The sequence below is a fragment of the Acidobacteriota bacterium genome (assembly GCA_034211275.1).
Taxonomy (GTDB): domain Bacteria; phylum Acidobacteriota; class Thermoanaerobaculia; order Multivoradales; family JAHZIX01; genus JAGQSE01.
This window is the reverse complement of sequence record JAXHTF010000057.1, coordinates 19,839-33,694: the sequence shown is the minus strand read 5'-3', so window position 1 is coordinate 33,694 and position 13,856 is coordinate 19,839. Positions and strand designations below refer to the sequence as shown.

Sequence of the window (13,856 nt, the reverse complement as noted above, 5' to 3'; positions counted from 1 at the left end):
CACCGAGTGGTGGTATTTCACCGGTCATCTACAAGCCCAAGACGGCCGCCGCTTCGGATATCAGCTGACCTTCTTCCGCACCGCCCTGGCGCCCCCCGGCGAGATGCCGCTGCGCTCCTCCGCCTGGGCCACGGACCAGCTCTACATGGCCCACTTCACCGTCACCGACGTGGAATCGGGCCGCTTCTACCCTTTCGAGCGCTTCAGCCGCGGAGCCCTCGGCCTCGCCGGCGCCCAGGCGGAGCCCTTCCGAGTTTGGCTGGAGGATTGGAGCCTGGAGAGCGTCGACCTCTCGGGCGCGGACGCCGACGGCATCTGGCCCCTCCGGCTCCGAGCCAGCTCCGTCCCATCCCTCTCTAGCCCCACCGGCGAGAACGGGAGCGAAGACGATGGGCCGCCCATCACCCTGGACCTCCAGCTCCATCCCGAAAAACCTCCGGTCTTCCAGGGCGAAGACGGCTACAGCCGCAAAGGACCGGATCCGGGCAACGCTTCCTATTACTACTCCTACACCCGCCTCGCCGGTGCTGGCAGCCTCCGCCTGGGGCAGGAGCGCTTCACCGTCGAGGCCACCAGCTGGCTCGACCGCGAGTGGAGCACCAGCGCCTTGGGACCGGATTTGGAGGGTTGGGATTGGTTCTCGCTGCAGCTCGACGGGCCAGAGAACGGTGGATCCGAGCTGATGTTCTTCCGCCTGCGCCGGCGCGACGGCGAGCCCGACCCCTACGACGACGTGGCCCTGGTGGCCCCCGACGGCAGCCACTACCGGCTGCCGCCGGAGGCGATGGAGCTGGAGGTACTGGAACGCTGGCAGAGCCCGGACGGCACCGCCACCTATCCGGTGGCCTGGCGGCTACGCCTCGCCGCGCCCTCCGGGGATGCCACCGACATCTCCAGCTCGTCCTCGGGACTGGGACTGGAGCTCCCCGTAGAGCTGCAGATCAACGCCCTGATCCCCAACCAGGAGCTGCGGCTGGCGGTGCGCTATTGGGAGGGAGCCGTGGAGGTCGAAGGCACGGCCGCCGACGGCTCGCCGGTGACGGGGCGAGGCTATGTCGAGCTCACCGGCTACGCCTCGGAGGCCGCCGGACTGCCCCGCTGAGCTGCCCCGTTGAATCGCGGACCGGGGTGAGGAAGCTTGCGAGGGGCCCGATACCTACGACAAGATCGCCGCGAGACTCGCCGCCATGCGCCCTCCTATTCCAGCCCTCCGGTCTCCACTGCCGGCGACTCGACCGGACTCGAAGCTGGGGGTTCTAGGGCCGACGGCCCTGGCCTTGCTGGTCGCGAGCCTGCTCCTCATCAGCTGCGGCTTCCACCCCCCGGAGCCCTCGCCGAGCCATTCCCCGGAGCAGACGGCGGAGAATCTACTCCTGATCACCGTCGACACCCTGCGCGCCGACCATCTGGGCTACCACGGCTACCCTCGGGACACGTCGCCCTTCCTCGATCAGCTGGCGGCGCGCTCGGTGCGCTACCTGGATGCCGGCGCCCAAGCTTCGGTGACGCTGCCATCGGTGGCCTCGTTGCTCACCGCTCGCTATCCCCGAAGCAACGGCGTCGAGCGCAACGACGGCCGCCTGGCAGCCGCGGAAACGACGCTGGCAGAGGTTCTGCGGAATAAGGGCTTTCTAACCGCAGCCCTCACTACCAACGGCAACCTGGTCCCCTCCCGGGGCGTCGACCAGGGCTTCCAACGCTTCACCTTCCTGCCCGAGGCGGACGCCGCCGGCCTCACCGAGAAGGCCCTGCCGGAGCTCGAGGCTCTTCTGGAGCAGGCCCTAGAGCAGGCCCCAGAGCACGAGACGAAGCCCCGGTGGTTCCTGTGGCTGCACTACATCGACCCCCACGGTCCTTACGATCCACCGCCGGACTACGCCGACCGCTATGTCCGAGACCCTCATTACGACGGCTCCGTGGGAGTCCGCCTGCGGGTGGACGAGAAGCGCAGCATCGGCTGGAACCAGGGACTGGGAGGCGTACCCCACTATCAGCGGCGGCTCTTCCTGGAGCACCCCCGGCGGCGGCAGCGGGATTTCTACATCGCCCGCTACGACGCCGAGATCCGCTATCTCGACGACCAGCTCCGGCGGCTCTTCCACCTCCTCGGCGAAGCCGGCCACCTGGACCGCACCCTAGTGGCCTTCACCGCCGATCACGGCGAGGCCCTGGGGGAGCACGACTATTTCTTCGGTCACGGCTGGTACGTCTTCGAGCATCAGGTGCACGTACCGCTGTTGCTGCACTTGCAGAATGAAGGAACGACCGGCGAGGCAGGGAACCGCAGCCTCGAGCCCCGCTCCATCGAAGGCCCGGTGGCGCTGGTGGACCTCGCCCCCACCGTGCTGGAGCTGTTGGGGATCGAAGCTCCGCCGAGCTTCCAGGGCCGTAGCCTGGCGCCCTGGGCCGGAGAGGCCAGCGCCCCCCGGCGGGCCGTCTACTCCACCACCCCGGACGCTCTCCCCCACCGCCATCAATCACTTCGGCTGGGGCCGTGGAAATATCTCCGCGACCAACGGCGGCCGAAGGATCCGCGCCGCGAGCAGCTCTTTCACCTGGATCGGGATCCTGGGGAGCTGCAGTCCCTGGCCGAGGAGGAACCGGAGATGTTGGAGGAGCTCCGACGCCTCTTCAACGCCGGCCCCTGGCTCGCGCCCCCGCAGCGGCCCGAAGGCACCACGGAAGCACCCGCGGCGGAGTTGAGCGAAGAAGAGAAAGAGAGCCTGCGCTCTCTGGGCTACCTCTGAGGTGGCCTACCACCAACGGTAGCGGGCCGTCTCTCGGTTGGAATCCAGCGAAGACTCCGAGGCACCCGCCGCAGGCCAGAGCCGGAGCGGAAAAACGCGCGGAACTGTCTGAACGAAGTGAGTTTTCCGCGCGCCGCTCCGGCTCTCCCGCCTGCGGTGGCCAGCAGTGCCGAGGCCTGAGCGGATTCCAAGCGAGAGACGGTCCGCGGCTGCCAAGAGTCAGCCTAGGTCTTCGATCCTCGGGCCGCTTCCTCCCCCGGATACGAAGGCAAGAGTGGCTCCCGACGGCCGAGCTGCGCCTCGGCGGCAGCGATGAGATCCCTCAGCCCGCGCCGGCGCACGGCGCTCACGGCGATGCCCTGGTAGCGGCGAACCAGCTCGGCGAGGGTCGCCTCGTCCACCAGATCCGCCTTGTTGAGCACCGTCAGTCGGGGCAGATCACCGATACCCAGCTCCGCCAGTAGGGACTCCACCGCCCGCACCTTGGTCTCCAACCGCGGGTCCGCGGCGTCGGCGACGTGGAAGAGCAGATCGGCATCCTCCAACTCCTCGAGGGTGGCGCGGAAGGCGGTGACCAGGTCCGGCGGCAGATCGCTGATGAAGCCCACGGTGTCGGTGATCACCACCTCACCCTCCCGCGGGAAGCGCAGGCGGCGGCTGGTGGGGTCGAGGGTCATGAAGAGCTGATCCGCCGCCGCCACTTCGCTGCGGGTCATGGCGTTGAGCAAGGTGCTCTTGCCGGCGTTGGTGTAGCCGACGATGGAGAGCACCGGCACCCCCTCCTTGCGCCGGCGGCTACGCCGCACGTCGCGCTGTTTGGACAGGCGCTCGATCTGCTTCTCCAGCGCCCGGATGCGGTCCCGAATGCGCCGCCGCCCGACCTCCAGCTGGGTCTCACCGGGGCCCCGGCCACCGATGCCGCCGGCGAGGCGGGAGAGCCCGGCGTCCTTGCGGGTGAGCCGCGGCAGCGAGTATTTGAGCTGCGCCAGCTCCACCTGCAGCTTGCCGTCCCGGCTCTTGGCACGCTGGGCGAAGACGTCCAAGATCAGCTGGGTACGGTCGATGGCCTTGAGGCCGGTGGCATCCTCGAAAGCACGGCCCTGGGCCGGCTTGAGATCGATGTCGAAGATCACCACCGTGGCCCCCCGGCGCATGCTGTCGAGGACGATGGACTGCAGCTTGCCCCGCCCCACCACCGTCCGCGGATGCACCCGGCGGCGCTTTTGGCGGCTGGTGCCGGCGATCTCGACGCCGGCGGAACGCACCAGCTCCAGAGTCTCGGCGAAATGCTCGTCGTCCTCCTGCACCCCCACCACCAGCGCCCGCTCCTGGCCGGTGCGGGCGCCGCCGCCGGCCACCCGCCGCAGCTCGGCTTCCAACGCCCGGATGCTCGCCTCGAAGTCGAAGTCCAGACGGTGGACATCCGGTGCCTGGATGCGCACGAAGGGATCGACGGCGTCCGCCGGGCTCGCCCCCTGATCGTGCGGTAGCCCGTTCTCATCCCCTACCGCCAGCACCTCTTCGTCGAGCTCCGGAAAGGGGGCCAGGTGGGCCAGCTCCATGCGTCCCGGCAAGCCGTCCGCCAGCACCTCCACCATCGCCACCAGATCCAGCCGCAGCAGTGCCAGGTCGTTGAGGTCGTCGGCGGAGAGGGGCTCGCCCTTGAGGTGGGTGTGCACCAACCGCAGACCGCGGAAACGGCCGACACCGCCGCGCAGGCGGCCCACGTCGGGGAGGGTCAGCTGGCCCGCATCCCCCACCACCACGTTGCGCACCGTGCCGTCGCGCCCCAGCAGCACCCCCACCTGCCGGCCGATGCGCCGGGAGATCTCGGTGAGGTGGCGGGCGAGCTCCGGAGACACCACCTGCTCCGGCGCCGTCCGCCGGCGGAAGGTGCGCTCGAGAGCTTTGCGGTCGGAGGTCTTGAGACCGCGGAGGTTGCCGTCCAGATGCATCGAGAAAGGCCGCTACGGCGCCAGCCGTCGAAGGCTCCAGCCGTCGGCGTCCCGGGAGTAGAGAAAGCGGTCGTGGAGCCGGCTGGGGCGCCCCTGCCAGAACTCGAGGGCCGTCGGCGTGAGCCGGTAGCCTCCCCAATGGGACGGTAGGGGAACCTCCCCGTCGGCAAAGCGCTCCTCGACCGCGGCGAACGCCTCCTCGAGCTCTCGGCGATTCTTCAGAGGACGGCTTTGAGGCGAGGCCCAGGCCCCTAGCCGGCTCCCCCGAGGGCGGCTCTTGAAGTAGGCCTCGGCGGCTTCCTGGGAATCCCGTTGGACGATGCCCTCAATGCGTACCTGGCGCTCCAACTGGGGCCAGAAAAAGAGCAGCGCCGCTTTGGGGTTGGCCGCCAGCTCGCGACCCTTGCGGCTCTCGTAGTTGGTGTAGAAGACGAAGTCCTCGCCCTCCACCTCCTTGAGTAGCACGGTGCGCAGGGAGGGCTGGCCCTCGGTATCAGCAGTGGCCAGGGTCATGGCCGTGGGTTCCGGAACCTGGCGGTCCAAAGCCTGCTGAAACCAGAGCTTGAATTGCTCCACGGGATCGGGATGAAGATCCTTCGCGCGCAGATCGTCGCGGGTGTACTCGCTGCGCAAGTCATGGATCTCCAGATCTTGCGGGGCTTCGGGGCGGTGGGTCGGATCGGATGAGCTCATGATGGTCTATGGGTCTCGTAAGACTTCGGGGCGGAAAGTTGGGTGTGGGCTCTGTCTCTCACTGTATCTCTTCGGGGTGCATTCACTAACCCAAGCCTATCGTGGGTCGAGGGCGGACCGAAGCACCGGCGAAGCGCCGAGATCGTCGATCCGGCACCCAGTCTCTATTCATGGGAACTTACGCCTCATTAGCGTAAACAGGGCGTAATACCCCTTGACTTACGCCTCTTTTACGCCTAAAGTCTCTCTATCGACGACGGACACCGAACGAGCCATGAACCTTGCCACCGCCCATGCCCAGCTCTTCTCCGACGAAAGCGTGGAGACTACCGGAAGCCTGGAGACCGGCGACCTAAGGGGCTCGACCGACCGAGGTTCCGCCGCAAAGACGGTCGAAAGAAAGACTGTTCAGAAATCGAGTTGGCCTGAGGATTCTTCGGCCGGGGAGGATAACCGTCTCGTCCAAGCGCCTCCCCGGCCGGTCCTCAGGCCATTGTTAGATAGCTTACCGCAGCCTCTGCGGCGCCAGCTCAAAAGCGGTGCCGAGCTCGCCCAATCCCAACTCGCCCGGGCCCGCCGCCGGCCGCAACAGCGCTTGACCACGACGGTGGCGGCCCTCGACCGGGCCCTCGGCGGCGGTCTGCCCCGGGGGGGCACCGTGGAGCTGGTGGGCTGGCGTTCCAGTGGCCGCTTCTCCACCGTCCTCGCTGCCTTGGCGGCAGCCACCCGAGTCGGCGAGGCCGCTGCCTTGGTGGATTTGGGGGATCATCTCGATCCGCGCACGGCGGAGAGCGCCGGAGTGTCTCTGGAACGCCTTCTATGGCTGCGGCCCAAACACCTGCGGGACGCCCTCAAGAGCACCGAGATGCTCCTCGACAGCGGGTTTCCGCTGGTGGTGCTGGAGCTCGGCGATCCCCCCTTGGGGCGCCGCGGGGCGGAATCTTTTTGGCTCCGCCTGGTGCGTGCCGCCGAGGCCCGGGACGCCGCCCTACTGGTCTCCAGCCCCTATCGCATCAGCGGCACCGGTGCCGACGCGGTGATGGAGATGCGTCGACTGCGGCCGGCCTGGGGCAGCAGCGGCGGCCCCAGGCTACTCCAGGGGCTGGAAGCCCGACTGAGCCTGACCAAGCGGCGGGGGGTGCACGGAGGCGAGACCGAACGCCTGACCTTGCGCGCCCCCGAGGCCCCAATGCCCCCCGTCGCGCCGACCGCGCACCGTCCCTCCCAAGATGGAGCGCAAGCTTCGCCGCCGCGTCCCCGAACCGCCTCCTTCCCCGCCCTCGTCGCCACCGGCTGAGGCCCGTGGCGCCCCATGTCCGTGCGTGCATCCCGGCTGGCTTGCCTGCTGGTCCCCCTCTTCCCGCTGGCGGCGCGGCTGCGCAGCGAGCCGGAGCTGCAGCAGGAGGGGCTGGCGGTGCTCAGCGGCAGCGGTACCGCCGCCCGAGTGATGGCCGCCACCCGCGCCGCTCGCCGCGCCGGCGTTCGCCCCGGCCAAACCCTCGCCCAGGCCCGGGCGCTGATGCCCAAGCTCATCGCCCGGGGCCGCGACGCCGAGTGCGAGCGGGCCGCCCAGGAAGCGTTGTTAGAGGCGGCGGAGAGTTTCTCGCCGCGGGTGGAAGACGCCGGGCCGGGGGAGGTCTATCTCGACGCCGACGGTCTGCAGCGCCACTTCCCCGGTGATCATCCGGAGCGCGACCTGGGCTGCGCCCTGATCCGCGCCGCCGAGGCCCACGGACTGCCGGTGCGGGTGGGCGTCGCTTCCAGCAAGCTGGCGGCGCGGGTGGCCGCCGGTCAACCCGACTCCCCGACGGTGGTCGCCGCCGGCGACGAGTCGGAGTTCCTCGCCCCTCTGCCCTTGGGCCGCCTGTCGCCGGATCTGGAGGTGGCCCAAACCCTCTCCCGCTGGGGCATCCGCACCGTCGGCGAGCTCGCCGGTCTGCCCCGGGACGAGGTGGCGAGCCGCCTGGGATCCTCCGGTCAGGCTCTCCACGCCATCGCCCGGGGTCTCGATCCCCAGCCCCTGACCCCGCGCCAGCCGCCGCCGTCGTTCCGCGAAGGAATGCATCTGGAGTGGCCGCTGGTGGCCCTGGAGCCCTTCCTCTTCGTCGCCCGCGCCGCCCTCGACCGCCTCGCCGAACGCCTCGCCGGCCGCGGCCTGGCCTGCCGCAAGCTCGACCTTTCCCTCAACCTCGAGCCCGACGGATTCCACGAGCGCGGCATCGATCTGCCGGCTCCCACCCGCGAGGTCAAGACCCTCCTCACCCTGGTGCGTCTGGAGCTCGAAGCCCGGCCGCCGGGGGCGCCGGTGGCGGGCTTCCACTTCTCCGCCCACCCCGACCGCCCGCGGGAGGCTCAACTCTCCCTCTTCGGCCCCGAGGCCCTGTCCCCGGACCGCCTGGCCGCCACCCTCGCCCGTCTCTTCGCCCTCCTGGGTCCGGACCGGGTAGGCTCCCCCCGCCCCGCCGACAGCCATCGGCCGGAGGGCTTCACCCTGGTGGAATACTCCCCGCCACCACCGCCGGAGGTGCGCCGGGATCCCCCCCGGGGCCGCGGCCTGCTGACGGTGCGGGTGCTGCGCCCGCCGGTGGCGTTGGAGGTGATCACCGCCGAACCACCGTCATCCAACAACGGCACCCAAGCTGCCGGAGCCTCGCCCCTCCCCGACGCCGCCGGGCTGCGGCTGCTCTCGGTCAAAGCCCTGGACATCGAGGACAACGCCCGGCGCCCCAAAATCCAGGGCCGCGTCCGGGTCGCCTCGGGTCCCTGGGACCTGGAGGAGGATTGGTGGAGCGAGCAGTCGGTGGAGCGGGATTATTGGGACGTCGAGCTCTCCACCGGCGGCGTCTACCGCATCTATCGCGACCGCACCGGTGGCGATTGGTTTGCCGATGGGGTGTACGACTGAAGCACTCACTCCTCTGCCGGTACCTCATCCAAATCCGCTGCCACCTCGAAGCTTAGAGATAGAAGCCCCGCTCCTCTCCGGAGGATCCGGACGCCGTCATCCACTGCTTCGAGGTTCTACTTCAATGAATCTGCACCCGCTGCCGAACCTTCGAATTCACCGCGCTCTCGGGCTCGTTCTGCCCTCGCTGCTAACCCTCGCCGCGTTGCCGGCGGGGGCTACGACCCCGGCCGCCACCGCCGTTTCCTATCAGGCTCGGGCTTACTGTCTGGAAACCGGTGCCGAGCTCTACTCCGAGCATCATCGCGAACGCTGGCGAGGTGACCGGCTGGTCGGCGCATCGGTGGAGTACCGCAAGCCCGGCGGCGAGGTCTTCGCCACCAAGCATCTTTCCTATGAGGCCGGCGTGATCACGCCGAGCTTCGAGATGGAGGATCACCGCAGCGGTTATCGGGAGGGCGCCGAGGTCGACGGCGGCGAGGTCTTGCTCTTCGCCCAGAAGCCCGCCAAAACCGTCGCCGAGAAGGAGCGTGTAGAGCTTCCGGCCACCGCCGTCATCGACGCCGGCTTCGCGTATTTCGTCACCCGCCACTGGGATCGGCTGGCGGCGGGAGAGACGGTGCCGCTGGATTTCGCCGTGCCGGCCCGCCAGCGCTTCGTCGCTTTCCGGGCGCTCAAGACCGACGGCGGCGCCTATCAGGACCGCCCGGCGCTACGGGTGCGGATGGAGCCCGGCAACCCCGTCTTCCGCCTGTTGGTGGACCCCATCGATTTGATCTTCGACCGTGAAACCCGTCGGCTGCTGGTCTTCGAGGGGCTGTCGAATATCGAGGACGACGACGGCGACAGCCTGGACGTGCGCATCGTATTCGACTATTCCCGCGCAGCTCCCCCCGATCTCGCCACCGCCCTCGGCCGCTGACTACGCCCCGCCCAAGCTCCTTCTCTCTCCTGACGCCGCGGTTCTCCTCTCCTCCGGAACCGCGGCCTTTTTTATCCCTTCGACAACATCAGCGCCGAGCCGGTGACGATGCGGGCCTCGGGGCCGGTGAGGTAAGCGACGACGGCGGCGATCTCTTGGGGGGTGAGCCAGGTGGCGGTGTCGGCGTCGGGCATGGCGTCGCGGTTGGCGGGGGTGTCGATGACGGAGGGGGCGATGGCATTGACGGTGATGCCGTCGCCGCCAAGCTCCGCCGCCAGGCTTTGGGTGAAGTTGAGCACCGCCGCCTTGGAAGCGGAGTACGCGCTCATATTGGCGGCACCGCGCTCCACCGCCGGGTGGGCGGTGACGTTGACCACCGCGCCGCCGGCCCCAGCCTCGGCGGAAGCTCGCAGCAGCTTCAGGGCGCCGCGGCAGCACAGGAAGCAGGAGGTGGCGTTCATCCCCTGCATCTTCTCCCAGCTCTTGGCATCCGTATCTTCCAGCGACGCGTAGACGAAGCCGCCGGCAATGTTGGCCAGGGCGTCGAGGCGGCCAGCGCTCTTCTCCACCGCCGCGAAGAGCTCCGCCACCGAATCCTCATCCGTCAGGTCGGCACGGTGCAGCTTCACCGCGTCCGCGCCCTCGAATTGCTCGCGGAAACGCTCGACTTCACGCTCGACGATCCAGGTAACGTGGACCTCGTAGCCGTCGTCGAGAAAGCGCCGGACCACCGCCTGGCCCAGGGCGCCGGTGCCGCCGGTGACCAGGGCGACCGGATTGGCAGAGGTTCGAGAGCTGGAAGAGGAATCGCTGGCCATGGGAGATCTCCTGAAGAATTCTGGTGCAAGGGCGTCGAGACGGAGCTCGTCGAGACGGAACTCGTCGAGACAGGGCAAGCTTCTCACGATCTCTCTTGTATTGGTCAGTGGCCCAGCGAGAAGACGCGAAGACTCCGAGGCACCCACCGCAGGCAGGATCCGGAGCGGAGAAACGCGCGGAACTGTTTGAGCGGCAGCGAGTTTTCCGCGCGCCGCTCCGGATCCCCCGCCTGCGGTGGCCAGCAGTGCCGAGGCCTGAGCGCCTTCTCGCTGGGCCGCTGACCCCAGGCCCGAGAGAATTGATTTACGCCCTATTTACGCCTAGACTAGTAGACGTGAGCCGGCGAGATCCTCCACCCCATGATCCTCCCTCTTCGGAGCCTCCTTTGGAACCTTCTTCGGAGCCCCAGCAGAGCACCTCGGGGGCTCCCACCGGAGCACCTTCCCGGGATTTCGGATACTCCCTCAAGCATCTGCGTACCTCCCCCGGAGCCCGCAAGGAAGCCTTGCGCAAACGGCGGTATCGGCGCGGGCGGGGTGGTCACCGCGGGACCGATCAGTACGTGGAGCTACGGGCGGCGTCGGCTTTTTCTTTCTTGGATGGAGCCTCCCAGCCGGAGGATCTGGTGGCCCGGGCGGCGGAGCTGGAGCTGCCGGCGGCGGCGCTGGTGGACGTCAACGGGGTTTACGGCGCGCCGCGCTTCTACAAGGCGGCGCGGGAGGCGGGGATCAAGCCGCTGGTGGGGGCGGAGGTGGTGCTGGCGCCGGAGCCCTCCCCCACCGCCCGGGCGCTGGCGGCGAATCGGCGTCGCGGCCCGGCCGGGCTCCTGCCGGAGCAGCGGGAGGGCGAGGGGCGGCCACCGGCGGCCCGCCACGCCGACTCCCACGACCGGCTGACCCTGCTGGTGGGTAGCGCCGAGGGCTACCGCAATCTCTGCCGGCTGCTCACCGCCGCCGCCCGCGGCCGGCCGAAGGGCGAAGCGCAGGTGGATTGGGAGACCGTCTGCGCCCACGCCGCCGGCCTGCACTGCCTCACCGGCGGCGCCGAGGGCCCCCTCGCCCGCACCCTGATGCAGCACGGCCCGGAGGCTGCCGGACGACTGCTGGAGCGGCTCCGGGGCACCTTCGGAGAACGCCTCCACGTAGAGCTCCAGCGCCACCAGCGGCGCGAGGAGGAACATCGCAACCAGGCGCTGGTGGAGCTCGCCCGGCGCTGCCGGCTGCCGCTGCTGGCCACCAACGCGGTGGCCTACGCCCGCCCGGAGGACAAGGCCCTCCACGACGTCCTCACCGCCCTGCGCCACCGCACCCATCTGGACGCCGCCGGACGACTGCTGACGGCCCACCGCCAGCGCCATCTGAAAAACGCCGCCGAGATGGGACGCCTGTTCGCCGATTTGCCCCAGGCCCTGGGGCATGGCGTGGAGCTGGCCCGGGAGCTGGACTTCACCCTCGCCGACCTGGGCTACCGCTTCCCCGACTATCCCCTGCCACCGGGGGAGACGCCGGCCTCCTACCTGCGCCACGTCGCCTGGAACGGTGCCCGGGCGCGCTTCCGGCCCCTCACCGCCCGCGCTCAAGCGCAGATCGAGAAGGAGCTGGCGATGATCGAGAAGCTCGAGCTGGCGGGCTATTTCCTCATCGTCTGGGACATCGTGCGCTTCTGCCTGCGCCAGGGCATTCTGGTCCAGGGCCGCGGCTCCGCCGCCAATAGCGCGGTGTGCTACGCCCTCTCCATCACCGCCGTGGATCCGGTGAAGATGGAGCTGCTCTTCGAGCGCTTTCTCTCCGAAGAGCGCGGTGAGTGGCCGGACATCGACCTCGACCTGCCCTCCGGCGAGCAGCGGGAGAAGGTCATCCGCTACGTCTACGAGCGCTACGGTCCCCACGGCGCCGCCATGACCGCCAACGTCATCACCTATCGGGACCGCTCCGCGGCGCGGGAGGTGGCCAAGGCCCTGGGTTATTCGTCGGCGCAAGTGGATCGGCTGTCGAAGCAGCTGGGCCGCTTCAGCTACGACCGCAGCCGCGGCGACGAGAAGGACCTGGAACGGGAGATCACCGCCGCCGGTTTCGATCCGGCAGAGCCGCGCATCCGCCTCTTCGCCCAGCTCTGGCAGCGGATCCAGAATCTGCCCCGGCACCTGGGCCAGCACTCCGGCGGCATGATCATCGCCGCCGGCCGGCTGGACGAGGTGGTGCCCCTGGAGCCGGCGGCCATGGACGGCCGCACGGTGGTGCAATGGGACAAGGACGATTGCGCCGATCTGGGCATCATCAAGGTCGACCTGCTGGGCCTCGGCATGCTCAACGCCCTGGAGGAGACGGTGCCCCTGGTGCGCCACCGGGAGAAGGTCAATCTGGACCTGGCGCACCTGCCGCCGGACGACCCCAAGACCTTCGAGATGCTGCGTCAGGCGGATACGGTGGGCGTCTTCCAGGTGGAGAGCCGGGCACAGATGGCGTCGCTGCCGCGCAACAATCCCCAGCGTTTCTACGACCTGGTGGTGCAGGTGGCCATCATCCGCCCCGGCCCCATCGTCGGCGGTATGGTCCATCCTTTCTTCGAGCGCCGCCAGGGGCGCCAGCCGGTGGATTATCTCCACCCCAGCCTGAAGCCTATCCTCGAGCGCACCCTGGGAGTGCCCCTCTTCCAGGAGCAGCTGCTGCGCATCGCCATGGTGGCGGCGGGGTTTTCCGGCGGCGAGGCGGAGGAGCTGCGCCGGGCCATGGGCTTCAAGCGCTCGGCGGAGCGCATGGAGGCCATCGAGAAGCGGCTGCGGGCGGGCATGGAGGAGCGCGGCATCCGCGGCGCCACCCAGGATCAGATCGTCCAGAGCATCACCTCCTTCGCCCTCTATGGCTTCCCCGAATCCCACGCCGCCAGCTTCGCCCTCATCGCCTACGCCAGCGCCTATCTCAAGGCCCACCACCCCACCGCCTTCCTCATCGGCCTGCTCAACGCCTGGCCCATGGGCTTCTACCATCCGGCGACGTTGATTCAGGACGCCCGGCGACACGGTGTCGAGGTGCTGCCCATCGACGTCCAGCGCTCCGGCTGGCGCTGCCGCTGGGAGGACCGGCCGAAGCGGCGCCGCTATCCCGGCGCCCCCGCCGGCGCCGTGCGTCTGGGTCTGCGCTACGTCCGCGGGCTGCGGCGGGAGTCCGGCGAGGCCATCGCCCAGGCGCAGCCCTTCGCCAGCCTGGAGCAGCTGGCCCACCGCTGCGGGCTGCGGCGCAAGGAGCTCGATCTGCTCGCCCAAGTCGGCGCCCTGCGGGGCTTCGGCCACAGCCGCCGGGAGGCCCTATGGCAGGTGGCCCGGGTGTCCAAGGACGCCGGCGAGCTCTACCGCCACGAGCCCGACACGGCGCCCTCGCCGTTGCCGGAGATGTCCAACGTCGACCGCATGATCGCTGACTACGAAGGCACCGGTCTGACCACCGGCGCCCATCCCCTGACCCACCTGCGTCCCCGGCTGGCGGACCTGGGAGTGGTGCCGGCGGCGGTGTTGCCGCGGATGCAGCCCGGCACCCGGGTCAAGGTGGCGGGGTCGGTGATCGTGCGCCAGCGCCCCGGCACCGCCTCGGGCATCCTCTTCATCACCGTGGAAGACGAGACCGGCATGGCCCAGGCCATCGTGCGCCCAGACCTGCTGCAGCGCCAGCGCCAGATCATCGTCGGCTCCCCGGGGTTGATCGTCGAGGGTGAGCTGCAGAGCCGGGACGGCAGCTGGAGCATCCTCGGCCAGGAGTTCGCGCCGCTACGGGAGGTGCTGGAGACCCCCAGCCATGACTTCCGCTGAGGACGGGGTAGGC

9 protein-coding genes are annotated in these 13,856 nt (G+C 69.4%); 6 read left to right on the top strand and 3 right to left on the bottom strand.

Annotated elements, in window-relative coordinates; all coding sequences use genetic code 11:
* The coding region (locus SX243_11460; protein ID MDY7093576.1) for a carotenoid 1,2-hydratase at positions 1–1,102 on the top strand (1,102 nt) is incomplete at its 5' end.
* 85 nt (positions 1,103–1,187) lie between these two features.
* Complete coding sequence (locus SX243_11455) at positions 1,188–2,747, top strand: sulfatase (protein ID MDY7093575.1); 1,560 nt, start codon at positions 1,188–1,190, stop codon at positions 2,745–2,747.
* Positions 2,748–2,971: 224 nt separating this feature from the next.
* Here SX243_11455 and hflX read toward each other — a convergent pair whose 3' ends face one another.
* Positions 2,972–4,702, bottom strand: a complete 1,731-nt coding sequence (hflX, locus tag SX243_11450; GenBank protein ID MDY7093574.1) for a GTPase HflX — start codon at positions 4,700–4,702, stop codon at positions 2,972–2,974.
* Positions 4,703–4,714: 12 nt separating this feature from the next.
* Positions 4,715–5,395 carry a pyridoxamine 5'-phosphate oxidase gene (pdxH, locus tag SX243_11445; GenBank protein ID MDY7093573.1) on the bottom strand — a complete coding sequence of 227 codons (681 nt, stop codon included), beginning with the start codon at positions 5,393–5,395 and terminating at the stop codon, positions 4,715–4,717.
* A gap of 493 nt (positions 5,396–5,888) precedes the next feature.
* On the opposite strand from pdxH, the gene SX243_11440 reads away from it, so the two are divergent.
* From SX243_11440 to SX243_11430, 3 genes are all read left to right on the top strand, one after another.
* Positions 5,889–6,692 (top strand): hypothetical protein, encoded by an 804-nt coding sequence (locus SX243_11440; protein ID MDY7093572.1) that lies wholly within the window; start codon positions 5,889–5,891, stop codon positions 6,690–6,692.
* A 15-nt stretch (positions 6,693–6,707) separates the two neighbouring features.
* Entirely contained in the window at positions 6,708–8,300 is a 1,593-nt protein-coding gene (locus SX243_11435; protein ID MDY7093571.1) for a DNA polymerase Y family protein, read from the top strand.
* Positions 8,301–8,424: 124 nt separating this feature from the next.
* Positions 8,425–9,222: a hypothetical protein gene (locus tag SX243_11430; GenBank protein MDY7093570.1), complete on the top strand. Its 798-nt coding sequence runs from the start codon at positions 8,425–8,427 to the stop codon at positions 9,220–9,222.
* 71 nt (positions 9,223–9,293) lie between these two features.
* Here the strand turns inward: SX243_11430 and SX243_11425 are convergent, their stop codons facing one another.
* Positions 9,294–10,040, bottom strand: a complete 747-nt coding sequence (locus tag SX243_11425) for an SDR family oxidoreductase (protein ID MDY7093569.1) — start codon at positions 10,038–10,040, stop codon at positions 9,294–9,296.
* A 386-nt stretch (positions 10,041–10,426) separates the two neighbouring features.
* Here SX243_11425 and SX243_11420 point away from each other — a divergent pair, with 386 nt between their 5' ends.
* Positions 10,427–13,843, top strand: coding sequence for an error-prone DNA polymerase (locus tag SX243_11420; GenBank protein ID MDY7093568.1), 3,417 nt, complete (start codon positions 10,427–10,429; stop codon positions 13,841–13,843).
* Positions 13,844–13,856: the final 13 nt, after the last annotated feature.